Genomic DNA, 20,507 nt, shown 5'->3' on the forward strand with positions numbered 1-20,507 from the left:
GCGCCCCCGCGCCCGCCCGCCCGGTCCAATGAATGCGTGACCGCACCTCCGCAGGACTGCCTCGCGCGCAACGACTGGGTCTGCGGCGCCTACCTGAGCACGCGTCGGCAGATCCTGCTCGACGCGGTCGTGCAGCATCTCCAGCTGACCGCGCTGTCGGTCCTCATCGGGCTGGTCGTCGCGGTGCCGCTCGCGGTGCTGGCCCGCCGCTGGGGCTGGGCGGCCGGGCCGGTGCTCGCCCTGACGACGATCCTCTACACCATCCCGTCGCTGGCCATGTTCTCCCTGCTGCTGCCGGTCTACGGCCTGTCGGCGACACTCGTCGTCGCCGGGCTGGTGCTGTACTCGCTCACCCTGCTGGTCCGGAACATCCTCGCGGGCCTGCGCGCGGTCCCGGAGGAGACCCGGCAGGCCGCGCGCGGCCTCGGCTACGGCCCGGTCCGGCTGCTGCTCACCGTGGAACTGCCCCTCGCCCTGCCCGCCGCGATGGCCGGGCTGCGCATCGCCACGGTCTCGGCGGTCTCCCTGGTCACGGTCGGCGCGATCGTCGGCTTCGGCGGCCTCGGGAACCTCATCTACGCGGGCATGAACACCTACTTCAAGGCCCAGGTGCTCACCGCGTCGGTGCTGTGCGTGCTGATCGCCGTCGCCGCCGACCTGCTGCTGCTCGGCGTGCAGCGGCTGATCACCCCCTGGGCCCGGGCGGGCCACGCATGAGCACGCTCACCGCGGCCTGGCACTGGCTCACCGACCCCGCACACTGGTCCGGCGACGACGGCATCCGGCACCGGCTGCTCCAGCACCTCGTCCTCACCGTCGTCTGTCTCGCCGTCAGCTGTGTGATCGCGCTCCCGGTCGCCCTGGTCCTCGGCCACCTCGGCAAGGGCGGCGCGCTCGCCGTCAACCTCTCCAACGTCGGCCGGGCCGTGCCCACCTTCGCCGTGCTGGTCCTGCTGCTCCTGACCCCGGTCGGCAGGTGGGGCGAGGGTCCCACGGTGGTGGCCCTGGTGCTGTTCGCCGTGCCGCCCCTGCTCACCAACGCCTACGTCGGCATGCGCGAGGTCGACCGAGGTGTCGTCCGGGCGGCCCGGGGCATGGGGATGACCGGACGGCAGATGCTGCTGCGCGTGGAGCTGCCCCTGGCGCTCCCGCTGGTCCTCACCGGGGTGCGGCTCGCCGCCGTCCAGCTGGTCGCCACCGCCACCATCGCCGCGCTCGCGGGCGGCGGCGGCCTCGGGCGGATCATCACCGCCGGCTTCAACCTGGCCAGTACGCCCCAGGTCGTCGCGGGAGCGATCCTGGTCGCCGGGTTCGCGCTCGTCGTGGAAGGCGTCTTCGAGATCGCCGAACGACTGGCACCGGCATGGGCCAGGGGCGGCCGATGAGAAGAGCCCTGCCGGCCGTCGCGCTCCTCACGTTCCTCATGCTCCGCACCCTCTCCGCCTGCACCACCGGCCCCTCCCTGGAGAACCGCGGCGAGGTCAGCGCACCGCCCGGCGACAGCCACCGCCTCACCATCGGCTCGGCCGGTTTCACCGAGAGCGATCTGCTCGCCCAGATGTACGCCCAGCTGCTGGGCCAGGCCGGCTACAAGGCGTCGATGATCACGGTCGCCAACCGGGAGCTGTACGAACCGGCGCTGGAGTCCGGCCAGATCGACGTCGTGCCCGAGTACGCGGCCACCTTCGCCGACTGGCTGAACGCCAAGACCCACGGCGCCGATGCCGAGCCCGTCGGCTCCCCCGACCTCGGCGCGACGATGACGGCCCTGCGCCGGCTCGCCGCACCCCGCGGCCTCACCGTCCTCCCGCCCGGCCGGGCCGTCGACCAGAACGCCTTCGCCGTACGCGCCGACTACGCTCGCGAGCACGGCCTGAAGACCCTCAGCGAACTCGGCGCGGCGAAGCTGAGGGTGCGGCTCGCCGCCGGTGACGAGTGTGTCCAACGGCCCTACTGCAAACCGGGGTTGACGAAGGTGTACGGCATCGACATCACCGGTGTCGACCCCAAGGGCGTCGGCACCACCCAGGCCAAGCGGGCCGTGCAGGAGGGCCGGGACCAGATGGTGCTGACCACCACCACGGACGCCACGCTCGACTCCTTCGGCCTGGTCCTGCTCGCCGACGACAAACACCTCCAGAACGCCGACTACATCGTCCCGGTCGTCAACCGCTCCCGCGCGGGCGGCGAGGGCGTGACCAAGGCACTCGGCAGGCTCAACGACGTACTGACGACCGCCGACCTGGCCGCGATGAACCAGCAGGTCGACAGCTGGCGCCGGCTGCCCTCCGACGTGGCCCGCACCTATCTGAAGGACAAGGGCCTGCTGAAACAGGCGAGTTGACACGTCTCAGGCGTCCGACACCGAGTCGAACGGCACCTGCCCGCGCGCCACGCCCCGCGCGTCCGCGTCCACCGAGCGGCGCAGCGCCTCGTGCAGTTTCGCCGGGGTGAGCACGCCGAGGAAACGCGCGCCGTCCAGCACCGCGACCCACCCGGCGTCGTACTGGAGCATCACCCCGAACGCCTGCTTCAGCGGCGTGCCGACCGGCACCCACGCCGTCATCCGGTGGGTGTGGTCCCCGACCGTGCCGCCCGCCGTCAGGGCCTCGATGCCGACCCAGCCCGCCAGGTCGCCGTCCGGGTCGAGGACGACCGCCCAGCGCGCGCCCTCGGCCCGCAGCCGCTCCACGGCGTGTGGGGCGGGCTCGTCCAGCCGGGCCACCGGCGGCTGTTCCAGGTCGTCCGGCTCGATCGCGGTGACCGACAGCCGCTTCAGCCCCCGGTCGGCGCCCACGAAGGAGGCGACGTACGGCGTGGCGGGCGCCCCCAGCACGGCGCCGGGCGTGTCGAACTGCTCGATCCGGCCCTGCCCGTACACGGCGATCCGGTCGCCGAGCCGGACGGCCTCCTCGATGTCGTGGGTGACCAGCAGGACCGTCTTGCGCACCGCGGCCTGCATGCGCAGGAACTCGTCCTGCAACTGCTCGCGCACCACCGGGTCGACCGCGCCGAACGGCTCGTCCATCAGCAGCACCGGCGGGTCCGCGGCGAGCGCCCGCGCCACCCCGACCCGCTGCCGCTGCCCGCCGGACAGCTGTTCCGGGTAGCGCGGGCCGTACGTCGTCGGGTCGAGCCCGACCAGATCGAGCAGCTCGGCGGCCCGCGCCCGCGCCTTCGCCCGCTTCCAGCCGAGCAGCGCGGGCACGGTCGCGGTGTTGTCCAGGACGGTGCGGTGCGGGAAGAGACCCACCTGCTGGATGACGTAGCCGATGCGGCGGCGCAGCCGCACGGGGTCGACACCGGCGACGTCCTCGCCCTCGACGAGGATCCGGCCGCAGGTCGGCTCGATGAGCCGGTTCACCATCATCATGGTCGTCGTCTTGCCGCAGCCGGACGGTCCGACGAGCGTGACCAGCTCACCCTCGGCGACCTCGAAGGAGAGGTCGTCCACGGCCGTCGTACCGTCCGGATACCGCTTGGTGACCTGCTCGAACCGGATCATTCCCTCACGCTAACGGCGCTGTGCGCGGCATGCGCGCCGGTGCGGCGGAACGGGGCACGCACCGTCAGACGGTCACGACGATCTTCCCGAACTGCTCGTTCGACTCCAGGTGGCGGTGGGCGGCCACGATCTCCTCCAGTGGGAAGAGCCGGTCCACGACCGGCCGCAGCATGCCGGTGCGCAGCCCCGAGGTGATGAACGCCTTCGCGCGCCGCAGCCTGCCGGGGTCGCGGGTGATCTCCAGCATGGTGAACGTCCGCATGTTCAGCGCCGGCATGTTCAGCTCGAACCCGGGATACGGCGTGGGCTGCCCGCTCTGCGCACCCCACAACAGCAGCGTTCCGTCCGCCGCCACCGCCCGGGCCAGCTCCGTCACGCCCGGCCCGGCCACCGCGTCGAGGACGAACTCGGCGCCCCGGCCGCCGGTCAGCTCCCGCACCCGGCCGGTCACGTCCTCCTCGTCCGAGACGATCACCTCCGCCGCGCCGGCCGCCAGCAGCCGCTCCCGCTTGGCCCGGGTCCGGGTGACCGCGACGGGCGTGGCGCCGAGCCGGTTCGCCGTCTGGACCGCGGCCAGCCCGAGGCTGCTGGAGGCCGCGTTCACGACCGCCACGTCCGCCGCCCGCATCCCGCCGATCTCCGCCATCGCCCCGTACGCGGTCAGATACGGCATCCACACGGCGGCCCCGGTCACCGCGTCCACCCCGTCCGGCCGGGGCACGAGCGCGGCGGCCGGCACGAGCGCCCGCTCGGCGTACACCCCGTAGTCGTTGTGCGAGAAACTCGGCAGCACGCTCACCGCCTGGCCGACCTCGAAACCGGTCACGTCCGGGCCGAGCGCCTCCACCACCCCGGAGGCCTCGTTGCCCAGCCGCGCCGGCAGCTGCTTGACCGGCTCGATGTAGACGTCCCGGCGGAACAGGACCTCCGCCCGGTTCAGCCCGATCGCCTCGATCCGCAGGCGCACCTCTCCGGGGCCCGGCTCGCCCGGCTCCAGCTCCTCCACCCGCAGCACCTCGGGTCCGCCGGTCTCGTGGAACCGCACCGTCCTCGCCATCTCAACTCCCCCTGCTCGCCTGGTGATCGAGGACCACTGTGCGCGAAAGTTCGATGGGTGTCAAATTTTGATGGCTGTCGTAATTCAGTCTCCGCGGAGCAGAATCACCTCCAGCGTGCGTGGGCCGTGCACCCCCTCCACCCGGTCCAGCTCGATGTCACTGGTGGCCGACGGACCCGAGATCCAGGTCAACGGGCGCGCCGGATCGAGGCGTTCGAGGGCCTGCGGGACGGAGGAGACGACCTGGTCCGGGACGCGGACGACACAGATGTGATGGTCCGGGATCAGCGAGATACGGCGCCTGCCCTGGTCGGGGGAGCCGTCGAGGACGATCGTGCCGGTCTCGGCGATCGCCACCGCACACCCCGTCACCACACTGCCCACCCGGTTCAACTGCTGCGGTGTGCTCGCCGCCCGGTCGTGGATCCACACCGGGTCGGCGGCGGCCAGCCAGTCCGGCGGCAGCCCGGGCGGCACGAGCATCTCCTGCGAGCCGCGCTTGGCCAGCAGCCGCATGACGAGCATCCGCACCTCGTCGGCGTCGGCGCGGTGCACGATCGCCCGGTAGTCCGCCAGGTTCTCGGCCAGCAGCTCCACCGTCTCCTCGGTCGTACGGTGTCCGTGCTCGCGCAGATAGTCCCGGCCGACGACCTCCTCGTACGGCCGCTCGTCCGGAGTCACATCGGCGAGTGCCCGCCGTACCCGGCCCAACACCCTGTCCCTGCTGCTCACTTGCCGTCCTTTCCGCCGTGCGTGCGCTGCCACCAGTCCCGGAACGGCTCCGCCGGCACCGGCGGCAGATCCCGGGTGCCGGTCCAGGCCCGGCCCGGGCCCGGCAGGGTACGGGGGTGCAGCCGGCGGGTGCGGGAGGCGAGCCGCTGGCCGGTGCGCAGGGCGCCGGGGTGGGCCAGCGCCCAGCGGGCCGCGCGCATGGCCGCCCGCTCCGCCGCATGCCCCTTGGCCGGTTTCAGCAGCACCCGGTTGCCCTCACGCACCGCCGGACCGCCCTGGGTCACCCGCTCCCGCAGATGCACCAGCACCTCCGGGATGTCGATGGCGACGGGACAGACCTCGTAGCAGGCCCCGCACAGGCTCGACGCGTACGGCAGCGAGGCGTCGATCTCGCTTGCCGTGCCCCGGAGTTGAGGGCTCAGGATGGCGCCGATCGGGCCGGGGTAGACCGAGCCGTAGGCATGCCCGCCCGCGCGTTCGTAGACCGGGCAGACGTTGAGGCAGGCCGAGCAGCGGATGCAGCGCAGGGCCTGGCGGCCGACCTGGTCGGCGAGGGTGTCGGTGCGGCCGTTGTCCAGCAGGACCAGATGGAAGGTGCTCGGGCCGTCGCCGTCGGTGGTGCCGGTCCAGGTCGAGGTGTACGGGTTCATGCGCTCGGCCGTGGAGGAGCGGGGGAGTGTCTGCAGAAACACCTCCAGGTCCCGCCAGGTCGGTACCACCTTCTCGATGCCCACGACCGAGATCAGCGTCTCGGGCAGGGTCAGGCACATCCGGCCGTTCCCCTCGGACTCCACCACGACCAGCGTGCCGGTCTCGGCGACCATGAAGTTGGCGCCGGAGATGCCGACCCTGGCCCGCAGGAACTTCTCCCGCAGATGCAGCCGCGCGGCCTCGGCGAGTTCGGCGGGCGTGTCGGTCAGCCCCTCGGGCGCCGGGCGCCCCCACTCGCTCATCTCTCGCGCGAAGATGTCCCGGATCTCGCCCCGGTTGCGATGGATGGCCGGGACCAGGATGTGCGAGGGCCGGTCCTTGCCCAACTGCACGATCAGCTCGGCGAGATCGGTCTCGTAGGCCCGGATGCCGGCTGCCTCGAGGGCCTCGTTGAGCCCGATCTCCTGGGTGGCCATCGACTTGACCTTGACGACCTCCGACTCACCGGTCTCCCTGACCAGTCGGGTCACGATCCGGTTGGCCTCGTCGGAGTCGGCCGCCCAGTGGACCGTACCGCCCGCCGCGGTGACCGACTCCTCCAACTGCTCCAGGTACCGGTCGAGATGGCGCAGCGTGTGGTCCTTGATGCGCCGGCCCGCCTCCCGCAGCGCCGCCCAGTCGGACACCTCCGCGACCGCCTTGGCACGCTTGGCGCGGATGGTGTGGGTGGCGTGCCGCAGATTGCCGCGCAGGGTCGCGTTGCCGACGGCCTCGCGGGCCGCCTCCGGAAACGCAGGGAATGCAGGCATGCCGACGAACGTCCCGCTCATACGGCCGGTTCCTCCTCCGTGCTCGCCAGGATCTCCGCGATGTGCACCGGCCGGATGTCCGTGTGCAGCCTGCTCATCGTGCCGCCGATGTGCATGAGACACGAGTTGTCGGCCGCGCACAGCACCTCCGCGCCCGTCGACTCGGCCGCGCGCACCTTGTCCGCGCCCATGGCCGCCGAGACGTCCGCGTTCTTCAGCGCGAACGTGCCGCCGAACCCGCAGCACTCCTCGGCGCCCGGCAGCTCCACCAGCTCAAGGCCCTTGACCGCCTGGAGCAGCCGCCTCGGCCGGTCGCCCAGTCCGAGGCCGCGCAGGCCGTGACAGGTCGGATGGTAGGTGACCTTGTGCGGGTAGTGAGCGCCCACATCCGTCACGCCGAGCACGTCCACCAGGAACTCCGTCAGCTCGTACGTCTTCGGCACCACTGGTGCCAGCGTCCGCGCCAGCGAGTCCCCGCGCCCCTCGGCACGCGCCCGCTCGCCCATCCGGGGATACAGCTCCCGCACCATCGCCGCGCACGACCCGGACGGGGTCACGATCGCCTCGTACTCGCCGAAGACATCGGAGAAGTGCCGGGCCAGCGGCTCCGTCTCATGCCGGTAACCGGTGTTGTAGTGCGCCTGCCCGCAACACGTCTGGCCCATCGGGAAATCGACGTCGACGCCCAGCCTGGTCAGCAGTTTCACCACGGCCCGGCCGGTGTCCGGATAGAGCGTGTCGTTGACACAGGTCAGGAACAGAGCGACACGCATCGCGGCTCCTCGGGATCGGTCATCGGACGAGTGCAGGGTAGTCGGCGCATACCGCCGAGGGGAGAGGGCGACTCACCGTGTGGCGGTCGCACCATGTGGTGGGTTCACCGTGGGGTGGGTTCACCGTGTGGCGAGCCGTGCCTCGGCCGCCCGCCAGCGGGCCCCGTCGCCGCGCGGCGCGTACCGGGTCAGCGGCTGGGTCCGGGTGAGCAGCCGGCGCATCGCGGCGAGATCGTCCACCAGCCCGTGGGCGCGGGCCTGGACGAGGACATTGCCGAGGGCCGCCGCCTCCGTCGCACCCGCCACCACGGGCAGCCCGCAGGCGTCGGCCGTCAGCTGGCACAGCAGCGCGTTGCGGGTGCCGCCGCCGACGATGTACACCACGTCCACCGGATGGTCGGCCAGCCGCTGCGCGTCCGCGACGGCCCGCCGGTGGGCGAGGGCCAGCGAGTCGAGGATGCACCGGGTGATCTCGCCCCGCGACCGGGGCACCGGCTGCCCCGTCGCCCGGCACGCCGCGGCGATCCGCTCCGGCATCCGCCCCGGCGCCAGGAACGCCTCGTCCCCGGCGTCCACCACCGAACGCAGCGCCGGCACCGTGCCCGCCTCGCGCAGCAGCAGCCCCACGTCGGGCTCGCCCCACGCTCGTTGGCACTCCTGGAGCAGCCACAGCCCCATGATGTTGCGCAGATACCGGACGGTGCCGTCGAGCCCCAGCTCGTTGGTGAAGTTCGCGGCCCGGCTCTCCTCGGTGAGCACCGGAGCGGCCAGCTCCAGCCCCGCCAGGGACCAGGTGCCGGTACAGATGTAGGCGAACCGCTCACCGGTCGCCGGGACGGCGGCCACCGCGGAAGCGGTGTCGTGCGAGCCGACGGCCGTCACCGGAACCGGCCCGGTCAGGCCCGTCTCCTCCAGCACCTCGGGCCGCAGCAGACCGGCCGGTTCACCCGGCTGCCGCAGCGGGGCGAACAGGTTCAGGTCGATGCCCAGCCGGGCGGCGACGTCGTACGACCACTCGCGCGTCCGCGGATCGATCAGCTGGGTCGTCGAGGCGTTGGTCAGCTCGGTGCCCTGCTCGCCGGTGAGCCAGTACGTCAGCAGGTCCGGAATGAGCAACAGCCGCTCGGCATAGGCAAGTTGACGCGTGTCGCGGGCCGCCGTCAGCTGGTACAGGGTGTTGAAGGGCGCGTACTGGAGGCCGGTCGCCGTGTACAGCTCGGCCGCCGGCACGCTCGCCCACACCTTCTCCGCGACGCCCTCGGTGCGGGCGTCGCGGTAGTGCACCGGGTTGCCCAGCAGGGCACCGTCGGCGTCCAGCAGGCCGTAGTCCACGGCCCAGCTGTCGATGCCGACGGAGTCGACCTGGCCGGCCGCCCGCAGCCCGTCCAGCACGCCCGCGTACAGCGCGAGGACGTCCCAGCGCAGCCCCTCCGGGACCCGCGCCGGCCGGTTCACGAACCGGTGCGCCTCCCGCAGCTCCAGCGAGTCGTGCCCGACCCGGCCGACCATCACGCGCCCGCTGGACGCGCCCAGGTCGACCGCCGCGTACGACTTCGCACCGCCGCTCATCGCAGGAACGCGGCCGCCACGCCCGCGTCGACCGGGATGTGCAGCCCGGTGGTGTGGGTCAGGTCCCCGCCGGTGAGCGCGAACACCGCGTTCGCCACGTGGTCCGGCAGCACCTCCCGCTTCAGGATGGTCCGCTGTGCGTAGAACTCGCCCAGCTTCTCCTCATCCACCCCGTACACGGCCGCCCGCTGGGCACCCCAGCCGCCCGCGAAGATCCCGGAGCCGCGCACCACGCCGTCCGGATTGACGCCGTTGACCCGGATGCCGTGCTCACCCAACTCGGCGGCAAGCAAGCGTACTTGGTGTGCCTGATCGGCCTTGGTGGCGGAGTAGGCGATGTTGTTCGGACCGGCGAAGACGGCGTTCTTCGACGCGATGTAGACGATGTCCCCGCCCAGCTCCTGCGCGATCATCAGCCGGGCCGCCTCGCGCGAGACGAGGAAGGAACCGCGCGCCATGATGTCGTGCTGCAGATCCCAGTCCCGGGCCGACGTCTCCAGCAGCGGCTTCGAGATGGAGATGCCCGCGTTGTTCACGACCAGGTCGACCCCGCCGAAGGCGAGCACGGCGGCCTTGAAGGCACCGGCGATCTGCTCCTCGTCGGTCACGTCGACGGTCACGGCGACGGCCTTGTCCGGACCACCGAGCTCCTCGGCGACGGCGACGGCGTTCTCCGCGTCGAGGTCGGCGACGACGACACACGCGCCCTCGGCCACCAGCCGCTGGGCGATGGCCTTCCCGATCCCGCTGCCGGCGCCCGTCACCAGCGCGACCCGGGTCGCCAGCGGCTTCGGCTTCGGCATCCGCTGAAGCTTGGCCTCCTCCAGTGCCCAGTACTCGATGCGGAACTTCTCGGACTCCTCGATGGGCGCGTACGACGACACGGCCTCGGCGCCCCGCATCACGTTGATCGCGTTGACGTAGAACTCGCCCGCGACCCGCGCGGTCTGCTTGTCCTTGCCGAAGGAGAACATGCCCACGCCCGGGATCAGCACGATCGCCGGGTCGGCGCCGCGCATCGCGGGGGAGCCGGGCTCGGCGTGCCGCTCGTAGTAGGCGGTGTACTGCGCCCGGTACTCGGTGTGCAGCTCCTTCAGCCGCGCGACCGCCTCGTCCAGCGGAGCGGCGGGCGGCAGATCCAGGACCAGCGGCCGCACTTTGGTGCGCAGGAAGTGGTCGGGGCAGGAGGTACCGAGCGCGGCGAGCCTCGGGTGCTCGGCCCGGGCCAGGAATTCCAGTACCGGGTCCGCGTCGTTGAAGTGCCCGACCTGCGGCTTGTCCTGCGAGGCGATCGCCCGGACGTGCGGCGCGAGGGCAGCGGCCCGCTCCCGTCGCTCGGCCTCGGGCAGCGCGCCGTACCCCTCGATGACCGGACCGAAGGGTTCGGCCTTGCCGCGTTCCTCCAGGAACTTCTCGGCGGTCCGGATGATGTGCAGCGAGTTCCGCTCGCACTCCTCGGCGGTGTCACCCCAGGCGGTGATGCCGTGCCCGCCGAGGATGACGCCGATCGCCCGCGGGTTGGCCTCCTTGACGGCGGCGATGTCCAGGCCCAGCTGGAACCCGGGCCGCCGCCAGGGCACCCACGCGACCGTGTCCCCGAAGCATTCGGCGGTCAGCTTCTCCCCGTCGGCCGCGCAGGCGAGTGCGATCCCGGAGTCCGGGTGCAGATGGTCCACATGCGCGGCCTCGACCAGCCCGTGCATGGCGGTGTCGATGGAGGGAGCGGCCCCGCCCTTGCCGTGCAGGCAGTAATCGAAGGCGGCGACCATCTCGTCCTCGCGCTCGACACCGGGGTAGACCTCGACCAGGGCCCGCAGCCGGTCCAGCCGCAACACGGCCAGCCCGGCCTCGGTGAGCGTTCCGAGGTCACCTCCCGACCCCTTCACCCACATCAGCTCGACGTCGCCCCCGGTCACGGGGTCGGTGTCACTGCCCTTCGCGGACGCGTTGCCGCCGGCGTAGTTGGTGTTACGGGGATCGGCCCCCAGTCGATGCGAGCGAGCGAGGAGGGCGGCGGCTTCGAGGTGCGGTGACATGAACGTCCTGTCCTTACTTGAATGAGGGTGAGTGGAGGTGCTTTCAGGGGCGCGGGGCTGTATCGATTTGCGGCTCCGCCGCGTGGGCGCGACCAGCCACACACGGCCCGCACCCCGCAACAAACAGAACCCGGCAGACGCTTACGCCCCCCACCCCGCCTGCTTCCCCCCAACCCGCTCGGCAACGATCTTCTCGGCCCACCCGGACCGCCGGTAAGCAGCAAGAGGCTCAGGGTCCAGCCCCATCTCCTCCCGCACTTCACGAAGCAACGGCCGCACATCCGTGTTGTACGCGTCCATCAGCACGGCATTCGCCCCGAGTACGTCACCGGCAGCCTGTGCATCGGCCAAAGCGACGCGGTCGACCAGCAGCGCCTTCGCCGTAGCCTCCTGCACGTTCATCACCGACCGGATGATCGCCGGAATCTTGGCCTCGATGTTGTGACACTGATCGAGCATGAACGCGACCTCGGGCGAGAACCCACCCCCGCGCACCACCTCGTACATGATCCGGAACAGCTGGAACGGATCCGCCGCCCCCACCATCAGGTCGTCGTCGGCGTAGAACCGAGAGTTGAAGTCGAACCCGCCGAGCTTCCCCTCGCGCAGCAGCGTGGCGACGATGAACTCGATGTTGGTCCCGGGGGCGTGGTGCCCGGTGTCGACGACGACCTGTGCCTTGGGCCCGAGCTTCAGGCAGTGCGCGTACGCCGTCCCCCAGTCCGGAACATCGGTCGTATAGAAGGCGGGCTCGAAGAACTTGTACTCCAGCAGCATCCGCTGCCCGTCGCCGAGGCGCTCGTACACCTCGGCCAGGCCCTCGGCGAGCCGGTCCTGCCGGGCGCGGATGTCGTCCTGACCGGGATAGTTCGTCCCGTCCGCGAACCACAGCTTGAGGTCGGCGGAGCCGGTCGCGTCCATGATGTCGACGCACTCCAGCAGGTGGTCGGCGGCCTTGCGCCGCACCGCCGCGTCCGGATGGCAGATGCTGCCCAGCTTGTAGTCGTCGTCCTGGAAGGTGTTGGAGTTGATCGCGCCGAGCTTCACCCCACGCTCCTCGGCGTGCTTCGCCAGCGCGGCGTAGTCCTCGACCTTGTCCCAAGGGATGTGCAGCGCGACGGTCGGCGCGACACCGGTGAAGGCGTGGACCTGCGCCGCGTCCTCCAGCTTCTCCTGCGGAGTGCGTGGCACGCCCTGCTGGGCGAACACCTTGAAACGCGTCCCCGAGTTCCCGTACGCCCATGACGGCGTCTCGACGGCCTGGGTCTTCAGCGCGGCCTTCACCGCGGCGAGGTCGGTCACTTCGGGCTCCTGTGACATCGGTCCGGAAGGGCTTTCGTGTGAAACGATTCAGGACGGGAAGCTATGGGCCCGCCGAAGGCGTGTCAAGCCCTGCTGCCAGGCCTTTTTTCCGTGACCCGGGCATGGCCTTCGGCTATCGAAATTTTTCGAGCGATACCCATTGACGTGACATGGCTGCCATGCCTAACGTCCCGGCAATCCAGTTGAAACCTTTCACGGCGCTGCGACGGCTCTCCCGCCGGCGTCGTCGAGGAGCCACCCATGACCCACCCGTCCGACCCGGGACCGTCCCCGGTGCTGGCGCTGAGGGACGTTGCCAAGTCCTTCGGTGCCGTACGCGCCCTGCGGGGCGTCTCCTTGGAGCTGTTCGCCGGCGAGGTTCACGCCCTCGCCGGTGAGAACGGCGCGGGCAAGTCGACCCTGATCAAGACCCTTGCAGGGGTGCACCGCCCGGATGCCGGCCAGGTGCTCCTCGACGGTGAGCCCGTCCAGTTCCACGGACCCGGCGACGCCCGCGACGCCGGCATCGCCGTGATCTACCAGGAGCCCACGCTCTTCCCCGACCTGTCGATCGCCGAGAACATCTTCATGGGCCGCCAGCCCCGGCGCGCCTTCGGCCGTATCGACCACAAGGGCACCAACGCGGCCACCGCCGCCCTGATGAAGCGGCTCGGCGTCGACCTCGACCCCGACCGCCCCGCACGCGGTCTGTCCATCGCCGACCAGCAGATCGTCGAGATCGCCAAGGCGCTCTCCTTCGACGCCCGCGTCCTGATCATGGACGAGCCGACCGCCGCCCTCACCGGTAGCGAGGTCGCCCGCCTCTTCGGCGTCGTGCGCACCCTGCGCGAACAGGGCGCGGCGGTGCTGTTCATCTCCCACCGGCTGGAGGAGATCTTCGAGATCTGCCAGCGGGTGACGACCCTGCGCGACGGCGCGTGGATCGCCGGCGAGCCCCTCGACGGCATGACCGAGGACGATCTCGTACGGCGCATGGTCGGCCGGGATCTCGACGAGCTGTACCCGAAGCAGGAGGTCGAGCCCGGCGAGGTCGCCCTGAGCGTACGGCGGCTGACCCGGGAGGGCGTCTTCACCGACGTCTCCTTCGAGGTGCGGCGCGGCGAGATCGTCGGTCTCGCCGGGCTCGTCGGCGCCGGCCGTACGGAGGTGGCTCGGGCCGTCTTCGGCGTCGACCGGTGGGACGCCGGCGAGGTCGAGATCGACGGCCGCAAGCTCACCAACGGCGCGCCCTCCACGGCGATGGCGGCCGGGCTCGCCCTGGTCCCCGAGGACCGGCGCGCCCAGGGCCTGGTGATGGACATGTCCATCGAGCGCAACATCGGCCTGACCGGGCTGCGTACGACCGTCAAGGCCGGCCTGATGGACCGGGGCGCCGAGCGCAGCCGGTCCCTGGACTGGGCGGTCAAGCTCCAGGTCAAGTACGCCCGGATCGCCGACACCGTCTCCACGCTCTCCGGCGGCAACCAGCAGAAGGTCGTCCTCGCCAAGTGGCTGGCCACCGGCCCCAAGGTGCTGATCGTCGACGAACCCACCCGGGGCATCGACGTCGGCACCAAGGCCGAGGTGCACCGGCTGCTGTCCCAGCTCGCCGCGGACGGCGTCGCCGTCCTGATGATCTCCTCCGACCTGCCCGAGATCCTCGGCATGGCCGACCGCGTGCTCGTGATGCACGAGGGCCGCCTCGCCGCCGAGATCCCGCGCTCCGAAGCCACCGAGGAAACGGTGATGGCCGCAGCCACCGGGAGGGCCGCCGCATGACGGTGACCACCCCGCACGAGACCCCCGTCGCCGACGTGCCCAGGTCCAGCGGCACCCGGCTCGTCGACCGCGTCTTCAAGATGCGCGAACTCGCCATCCTGGTCGTCTTCCTGGCGATGATCGGCGTCACCCAGGCCGGCAACAGCGAGTTCCTGTCCGAGCAGGGCATCAAGGACCTGCTCCTCAACGCGACCATCCTGGTCCTGGTCGCCACCGGCCAGTCGCTGGTGGTCATCACCCGCAACGTCGACCTCTCCGTCGGCTCCACCCTCGGCATCAGCGCCTTCGGCGCCGGCGTCTACCTCCAGGGAGGCGGCAACCCGGCCGTCGCGATCGTGCTGGCGGTGCTGCTGGGCATCGGCTTCGGCCTGGTGAACGGTCTGCTCGTCAGCCTCGGCCAGGTGCCCGCGCTGGTGGTGACCCTGGGCACGCTGTACATCATTCGCGGCATCGACTCCATCTGGGTCGGCTCCCGGCAGATCACCGCGGCCGACCTGCCCGGTTCCTTCGTCGATTTCGGCTCCGGCGGCCTGTCCGCCGTGCCGTACCTGGCGATGATCGCCCTCGCCGTGCTGGTCGCCACCGCCTACTACCTCAAGCACTTCGGCGGCGGCCGCGAGCTGTACGCCCTCGGCTCCAACCCGGAGGCCGCACGCCTCGCCGGTATCCCGGTCCGCAAGCGGATCCTCGTCGCCTACACCTTCTGCGGCGCCCTCGCCGGCCTCGCGGGCGCCATGTACCTGGCCCGGTTCGGCAACGTCGACTCCGGCACCGGCAACGGTTACGAACTCACCGTCGTCAGCGCGGTCGTGGTCGGCGGCGTCGTCTTCACCGGCGGCTCCGGCAGCGTCTACGGCGCGGCCCTCGGCGCCCTGCTGCTGACCTCCGTCAACAGCGTGCTGCCCGCCCTCGGCGTCAGCTCCGTCTGGGTCCTCGCCATCAACGGCGTGCTGCTCCTGCTCGCCATCGCGGTCGACCGGATCGTGGCCCTGCGGGTGGCGGCCGCCCTCAAGAAGAAGTCGGCCTCCGCGAAGCCGACCGCACAGAAGGGGGAGGCTCGTGCCTGAGTCCCTGACCCGAGCCATCCGCTGGGACACGGTCGTCGGCGCCCTGCTGATCGTCCTGCTCCTGCTGTCCTTCTCCTTCGTCGACGGCTTCGGCAACGCCCTCAACCTGTCGTTCCTGATCGGCAACACCCTGCCCGTCGCGCTGATCGCCCTGCCGATGACCCTGCTGGTCGTCTCCGGCGAGATCGACCTGTCGGTGGCCTCCACGGCCGGCCTGTCCGGCGCGGTGATGGGCAAGCTGTGGAACGAGGGCATGGCGATCGAGCAGATCATCCCGATCTGCCTGCTGCTCGGTGTCGTGTGCGGGCTGGGCAACGGCCTGCTGGTGACCCGGCTCGGGCTGCCCTCCCTCGCCGTCACCATCGGCACCCTCGCCGCCTACCGGGGCATCGCACAGATCATCCTCGGCTCGGACGCGGTGACCGACTTCCCCACCCAGTACCTCGACTTCGCCGCCGGACGGCTCGGGAACTCCTTCCTCCCACAGGCCTTCCTGCCCTTCCTGGTGCTGCTCGCGATCGCCGTCGTCGTCCTGCACGCCACCCCGTTCGGGCGCTCGCTGTTCGCGATCGGCGCGAGCGAGGAGGCCGCCCGGTTCGCCGGGATACGGGTCAAGCGGGCCAAGCTCCTGCTGTTCGTCGCCACCGGGTTCATGGCCTCCCTCACCGGCGTCTTCTGGGCCCTGCACTACGCCAGCGCCCGCTACGACAACGCCACCGGCCTCGAACTCTCCGTCGTCGCGTCCGTGTTGCTCGGCGGCATCGACTTCGACGGCGGCAAGGGCACGCTCGGCGGCGCGATCGCGGGAGTCTTCCTGCTCGGCGCGCTGCAGAACGTGATGAGTCTCCTGAACGTCTCCGCCCAGTCGCAGATCGTCGTCACCGGCGTCCTGCTCGTCGTCTCCGTGCTCGGCCCCCGGGTCGCACGCCAGATCTCCGTCGCGAGGGCCGGCCGCAGAGCCGCCCCGGCGCCGGTGCCCCAGGCCCCCACGCCTGCCGCATGACTCCGTCCGCTCGTTCTCGCAAAGGAAAACTCGCCATGCGCAAGTCGTCGATCCGCCGTGCCTGTGCGGCCCTCGCCACGGCCACCTCTCTCGCCCTCGCCGTCACCGCCTGCGGCGGCACCACCAAGAGCGACGTCAAGAGCGACAGCAGCTCCAACGCGGCGGCCGGCACGGCCGACCCGAACGCGGCCACCAAGAAGGGGCTGACCGTCGGCTTCCTGCCCAAGCAGGTCAACAACCCCTACTTCACCTCCGCCGACAAGGGTGGCGACGCGGCCCTGAAGGAGCTGGGCTCCAGCTACAAGGAGGTCGGCCCGTCCAGCGCCACCGACACCTCCGGCCAGGTCTCCTACGTCAACACGCTCACCCAGCAGCAGGTGAACGCGGTGGCCGTCTCCGCGCAGGACCCGGGTGCCCTGTGCACCGCGCTGAAGCAGGCCATGAAGAACGGCATCAAGGTCGTCACCTACGACTCCGACACCACCGCCGACTGCCGTAACGCCTTCATCTCGCAGGCCGGCGCCGAGGACCTGGGCCGTACCGAGGTGCAACTGCTCGCCCAGCAGATCAACTACAAGGGCGAGATCGCGATCCTGTCGGCCGCGCAGACCGCGACCAACCAGAACACCTGGATCGACTACATGAAGAAGGAGCTGACGGACCCGAAGTACAAGAACGTCAAGCTGGTCAAGGTCGCCTACGGCAACGACGACGCCCAGCAGTCCTTCCAGCAGACCCAGGGCCTGCTCCAGCAGTACCCGAACCTGAAGGGGATCATCTCCCCGACCACCGTCGGCATCAAGGCGGCCGCCCAGTACCTGTCCGGCTCCAAGTACAAGGGCACGGTCAAGCTGACCGGTCTCGGCACCCCGAACGACATGCGCACGTACGTCAAGAACGGCACCGTCGACGCCTTCGAGCTGTGGGACCCGGCGAAGCTCGGCGACCTCGCCGCCCGCACCGCCGTCGCCCTGGTCTCCGGCCAGATCACCGGCAAGGAGGGCGAGACCTTCAAGGCCGGCGACACCACGTACACCATCGGCAAGGACGGCGTGATCACCCTCGGCAAGCCGACCGTGTTCGACGCCAAGAACATCGACCAGTTCAACTTCTAGTCACGGGGCAGTACTTCATGCAGCGCGTGTGTTTCCTGCTCAAGGTCCGACAGGACCGCATCGCCGAGTACCGTGAATGCCACGCCGCCGTGTGGCCGGAGATGCTCGAAGCGCTCTCGGCCACCGGCTGGCACAACTACTCGCTCTTCCTGCGTGACGACGGTCTGCTCGTCGGCTACCTCGAGACCGAGGACTTCGAGGCCGCGCTCGCCGGCATGGAGGCCACCGAGGTCAACGCCCGTTGGCAGGCCGAGATGGGCCCCTTCTTCGAGTCCCTCGACGGAGCCCGCCCCGACGAGGCGATGAAGCCGCTCACCGAGGTGTTCCACCTCGCCTGAACCCCTCAAGGGAACACCCCCTGCCCTCGCACGACAATGGAGTCCCCCGAGATGAAGAGACGCACCCTGCTGGGTGCCGCCACCCTTGGCGCCATGGCCACCCCCGCTCTCGGCTCCGGCATCGCCCGGGCCGCCGACCCCGGCCCCTCCGTCACCCTCAAGGGCACCACCACCCTCGACTCCCAGGCCATCTTCTTCGTGTCCTACGACGGCCTGGTCAACAACAACTCGTTCCAGAAGAACGGCCTGCTGACCTACAAGGGCTACCAGTACGCCACCTGGTACACCTCCACCGGCAACGCGGTCGTCGCCCGTCGCGTCACCGGCGGCTCCACCTGGGCGACCGTCACTCTCGCCCACGTCCTCAAGGCGAGCGACTCCCACAACGTCATCTCCATGGGCGTCTCCAAGGTGGACGGCCGGCTCCACCTCACCATGGACTCCCACAGCAACGGCTACTTCTACGTGAAGTCGATCGCCGGACTCCTCGACAACCCGTCGACCACCTCCTGGACGTCCTCCGTCTTCGGCGCCGTACAGACCAGCATGGACGGCCTCCCGCTCACCTCGCAGTTCACCTACCCTCAGTTCATCTCCCGGCCCGACGGCAAGCTCCAGCTGAGCTACCGGGTCGGCATCTCGGGCAACGGCCGCAACGCGATCGCCGAGTACGACGGCTCGTCCTGGACCGACCTCGGGGAGTGGTCCAGCTCCACCGGCACGTACACCAGCTCGCACGGCTCCAGCACCGCCCGCAACATGTACCTGCACGGCATCGACTACGACGTCAACGGCCGCCTGCACTCCTTCTTCACCTGGCGCGAGCAGAACGCCGCCGTGATGTGCAACAGCGGCGGCATCACCAACCACGACACCGGCTACGTCTACTCCACCGACCTCGGCCGCACCTGGCTCAACGACGCGGGCACCGTCGTCGGCACCACGGGTACGTCGGACACGGTCGCCGTCACCGACTCCGGACTGGTGGTCGACTCGCTCAACCCCGACCACTCCCTGATGAACCAGGAGAGCCAGTTCACCGACTCCGCCGGCCTCCCGCACGCGATCATCAGCTACGTCCCGGGCCGCTTCGGCCAGTGCACCACCGACTACGTCTCCGACCGCACCGCCAACGGCCGCGCCTTCCACCTCTGCAAGAACTCCTCCGGCACCTGGACCAAGACCGAGATCCCGGTCGCCCTCGACTCCAGCCAGCGCACCAAGCTGATCCTGGACACATACGACAACGCGTACGCGATCTTCCCCTACGGCCGTATAGCCGGCGCCTCCAAGTCCTCCGGCTACACCGACTGGACCCTGCTGTACGACGGCAGCACACTCAACGCCTTCGGCGAGGTCGTCATCGACGAGCTGCGGGCCAGGTCCGACAATGTGCTGGCGTTCATGTACCAGGAGAAGTCCAGCGGTACGACGCCCTCGGCGCTGCATGTCGTGGAGTTCGCCCTGCCCGCGTGAGCGGACAAGGGGACAAACCGTACGGGGCGGTGACGGTACTGTGAAGCACTGCCCGCCGCCCCTCGTCTCTCAGGAGGTCAGAAGCCCGATGGCCCAGTCGGTGGGTATCAAGGACGTCGCCCGCGCCGCCGGCGTGTCCGTGGGTACCGTGTCCAACGTGATCAACCGCCCGGACACGGTCGCCTCCGAGACCCGCGCCCGGGTGCAGTCGGCCATCGAGCGGCTCGGCTATGTCCGCAGCGAGTCCGCACGCCAGCTGCGCGCGGGCCGCAGCCGGATCATGGGCCTGCTCGTCCTCGACATGGGCAACCCCTTCTTCGTGGACGTGGCGCGCGGTGCCGAGCGGGCCGCCCGGGAGGCGGGGCTCGGCGTGATGGTCTGCAACAGCGCGCAGCACGCCGCCGAGGAGGCCGAGTACCTGTCCCTGTTCGCCGAACAGCGGGTGCGGGGCGTGCTGCTGACCCCGGCCGACGCCACCGGCCGGAACATCGAGGCCTTCCGCCGCCACGGCATCCCGTTCGTGCTCGTCGACCGGGTCGCCGAGGGCACCACCGAGTGCTCCGTCTCCGTCGACGACGTGGCGGGCGGCGCGCTCGCCGTGCGCCATCTGGTGGACGCCGGGCACCGCTCGATCGCCTACGTCAGCGGACCGCCCGGCCTGAACCAGGTCCGCGACCGCCGTACCGGCGCGCTGAACGCGCTCGCCGAGGCCGGGCTCGGCCCCGAGGCGCTGCGCGAGCTGCCCACCGAACGGCTCGACGTGGCCGCCGGCCGGGACGCGGGCGCCCGACTGCTCGGCCTCGCCGACCGCCCCACCGCTGTGTTCTGCGCCAACGACCTGCTCGCCCTCGGCGTGCTCCAGGCCATGTACGCGGCGGGCGTGACCGTCCCGGACGACCTGGCGATCGTCGGCTACGACGACATCGAGTTCGCGGCGGCGGCCGCCGTACCGCTCACCTCCGTACGGCAGCCGGCCGTCACCATGGGCGCGCTCGCCGCCGAGCTGCTGCTGGAGGAGACCGAGGAGGGCGAGGGCAAGCGGGCGCACGAGCACCGGCGGGTGGTGCTCCAGCCGGAGCTGGTGGTGCGCCGCTCCAGCCTCGCCGCACGCTGACCCGAAGGTCAGTAAGAAACGATGATCCCCGGACTCGGCTCGCGCCCGGTCATGTGCTGAACTGGGTCGCGTCCGTACTGCCCGTCCCGGGAGTTTCAATGACTGAGTCAAGCTGCCTGCGCGATCGGCGGGGCGGAGGTGAAGACCCTGTTGTCGCGCAGGAGCGCCCACAGCACGTCGA

Annotated in this window: 18 protein-coding genes; 10 read left to right on the forward strand and 8 right to left on the reverse strand. The window is 70.7% G+C overall.

Features of this window, described 5'->3' with window-relative positions; genetic code table 11:
- Positions 1-36 precede the first annotated feature (36 nt).
- From ACH47Z_RS26825 to ACH47Z_RS26835, 3 genes are read left to right on the forward strand one after another with little or no spacing between them, the layout of a single operon-like run.
- Positions 37-717, forward strand: coding sequence for an ABC transporter permease (locus tag ACH47Z_RS26825; protein ID WP_399077903.1), 681 nt, complete (start codon positions 37-39; stop codon positions 715-717).
- Complete coding sequence (locus ACH47Z_RS26830) at positions 714-1,385, forward strand: ABC transporter permease (RefSeq protein WP_399077905.1); 672 nt, start codon at positions 714-716, stop codon at positions 1,383-1,385. The genes ACH47Z_RS26825 and ACH47Z_RS26830 overlap by 4 nt, the downstream gene beginning before the upstream one ends.
- Positions 1,382-2,344, forward strand: coding sequence for an ABC transporter substrate-binding protein (locus ACH47Z_RS26835; protein ID WP_399077907.1), 963 nt, complete (start codon positions 1,382-1,384; stop codon positions 2,342-2,344). Before ACH47Z_RS26830 ends, ACH47Z_RS26835 begins: the two co-directional genes overlap by 4 nt.
- A gap of 6 nt (positions 2,345-2,350) precedes the next feature.
- Here the strand turns inward: ACH47Z_RS26835 and ACH47Z_RS26840 are convergent, their stop codons facing one another.
- The 8 genes from ACH47Z_RS26840 to rhaI form a co-directional block, all read right to left on the reverse strand.
- On the reverse strand, positions 2,351-3,505 hold the full coding sequence (locus ACH47Z_RS26840; RefSeq protein WP_399077909.1) for a betaine/proline/choline family ABC transporter ATP-binding protein: 1,155 nt from the start codon (positions 3,503-3,505) through the stop codon (positions 2,351-2,353).
- A 64-nt stretch (positions 3,506-3,569) separates the two neighbouring features.
- Positions 3,570-4,562, reverse strand: coding sequence for a zinc-dependent alcohol dehydrogenase family protein (locus ACH47Z_RS26845; protein WP_399077911.1), 993 nt, complete (start codon positions 4,560-4,562; stop codon positions 3,570-3,572).
- An 84-nt stretch (positions 4,563-4,646) separates the two neighbouring features.
- Positions 4,647-5,294 (reverse strand): lactate utilization protein C, encoded by a 648-nt coding sequence (locus tag ACH47Z_RS26850; RefSeq protein WP_399077913.1) that lies wholly within the window; start codon positions 5,292-5,294, stop codon positions 4,647-4,649.
- On the reverse strand, positions 5,291-6,775 hold the full coding sequence (locus ACH47Z_RS26855) for a lactate utilization protein B (protein WP_399077915.1): 1,485 nt from the start codon (positions 6,773-6,775) through the stop codon (positions 5,291-5,293). Before ACH47Z_RS26855 ends, ACH47Z_RS26850 begins: the two co-directional genes overlap by 4 nt.
- Positions 6,772-7,527, reverse strand: a complete 756-nt coding sequence (locus ACH47Z_RS26860; RefSeq protein ID WP_399077917.1) for a (Fe-S)-binding protein — start codon at positions 7,525-7,527, stop codon at positions 6,772-6,774. Before ACH47Z_RS26860 ends, ACH47Z_RS26855 begins: the two co-directional genes overlap by 4 nt.
- 120 nt (positions 7,528-7,647) lie before the next feature.
- On the reverse strand, positions 7,648-9,096 hold the full coding sequence (locus tag ACH47Z_RS26865) for a rhamnulokinase family protein (RefSeq protein ID WP_399077919.1): 1,449 nt from the start codon (positions 9,094-9,096) through the stop codon (positions 7,648-7,650).
- Complete coding sequence (locus tag ACH47Z_RS26870) at positions 9,093-11,132, reverse strand: bifunctional aldolase/short-chain dehydrogenase (protein WP_399077921.1); 2,040 nt, start codon at positions 11,130-11,132, stop codon at positions 9,093-9,095. Before ACH47Z_RS26870 ends, ACH47Z_RS26865 begins: the two co-directional genes overlap by 4 nt.
- A 141-nt stretch (positions 11,133-11,273) precedes the next feature.
- Positions 11,274-12,434: an L-rhamnose isomerase gene (gene rhaI / locus ACH47Z_RS26875; RefSeq protein ID WP_399077923.1), complete on the reverse strand. Its 1,161-nt coding sequence runs from the start codon at positions 12,432-12,434 to the stop codon at positions 11,274-11,276.
- Between the two features lie 261 nt (positions 12,435-12,695).
- Here rhaI and ACH47Z_RS26880 point away from each other — a divergent pair, with 261 nt between their 5' ends.
- The 7 genes from ACH47Z_RS26880 to ACH47Z_RS26910 all read left to right on the forward strand — a co-directional run bounded on the left by ACH47Z_RS26880 (position 12,696) and on the right by ACH47Z_RS26910 (position 20,326).
- Positions 12,696-14,213, forward strand: a complete 1,518-nt coding sequence (locus tag ACH47Z_RS26880; RefSeq protein ID WP_399077925.1) for a sugar ABC transporter ATP-binding protein — start codon at positions 12,696-12,698, stop codon at positions 14,211-14,213.
- Entirely contained in the window at positions 14,210-15,280 is a 1,071-nt protein-coding gene (locus ACH47Z_RS26885) for an ABC transporter permease (protein WP_399077927.1), read from the forward strand. Before ACH47Z_RS26880 ends, ACH47Z_RS26885 begins: the two co-directional genes overlap by 4 nt.
- On the forward strand, positions 15,273-16,283 hold the full coding sequence (locus ACH47Z_RS26890; protein WP_399077929.1) for an ABC transporter permease: 1,011 nt from the start codon (positions 15,273-15,275) through the stop codon (positions 16,281-16,283). The genes ACH47Z_RS26885 and ACH47Z_RS26890 overlap by 8 nt, the downstream gene beginning before the upstream one ends.
- A gap of 35 nt (positions 16,284-16,318) precedes the next feature.
- Positions 16,319-17,398, forward strand: a complete 1,080-nt coding sequence (gene rhaS / locus ACH47Z_RS26895) for a rhamnose ABC transporter substrate-binding protein (RefSeq protein WP_399077931.1) — start codon at positions 16,319-16,321, stop codon at positions 17,396-17,398.
- A gap of 17 nt (positions 17,399-17,415) precedes the next feature.
- Positions 17,416-17,736 (forward strand): L-rhamnose mutarotase, encoded by a 321-nt coding sequence (locus ACH47Z_RS26900; RefSeq protein ID WP_399077935.1) that lies wholly within the window; start codon positions 17,416-17,418, stop codon positions 17,734-17,736.
- 51 nt (positions 17,737-17,787) lie between these two features.
- Positions 17,788-19,212: a BNR repeat-containing protein gene (locus ACH47Z_RS26905; RefSeq protein WP_399077937.1), complete on the forward strand. Its 1,425-nt coding sequence runs from the start codon at positions 17,788-17,790 to the stop codon at positions 19,210-19,212.
- A gap of 88 nt (positions 19,213-19,300) precedes the next feature.
- The gene (locus ACH47Z_RS26910) at positions 19,301-20,326 is read left to right on the forward strand and encodes a LacI family DNA-binding transcriptional regulator (protein ID WP_399077939.1); all 1,026 of its coding nucleotides are present in this window, start codon (positions 19,301-19,303) and stop codon (positions 20,324-20,326) included.
- Positions 20,327-20,507 lie beyond the last annotated feature (181 nt).

The sequence above is a fragment of the Streptomyces sp. NPDC020192 genome, assembly GCF_044388685.1.
Classification (GTDB): Bacteria; Actinomycetota; Actinomycetes; order Streptomycetales; family Streptomycetaceae; genus Streptomyces.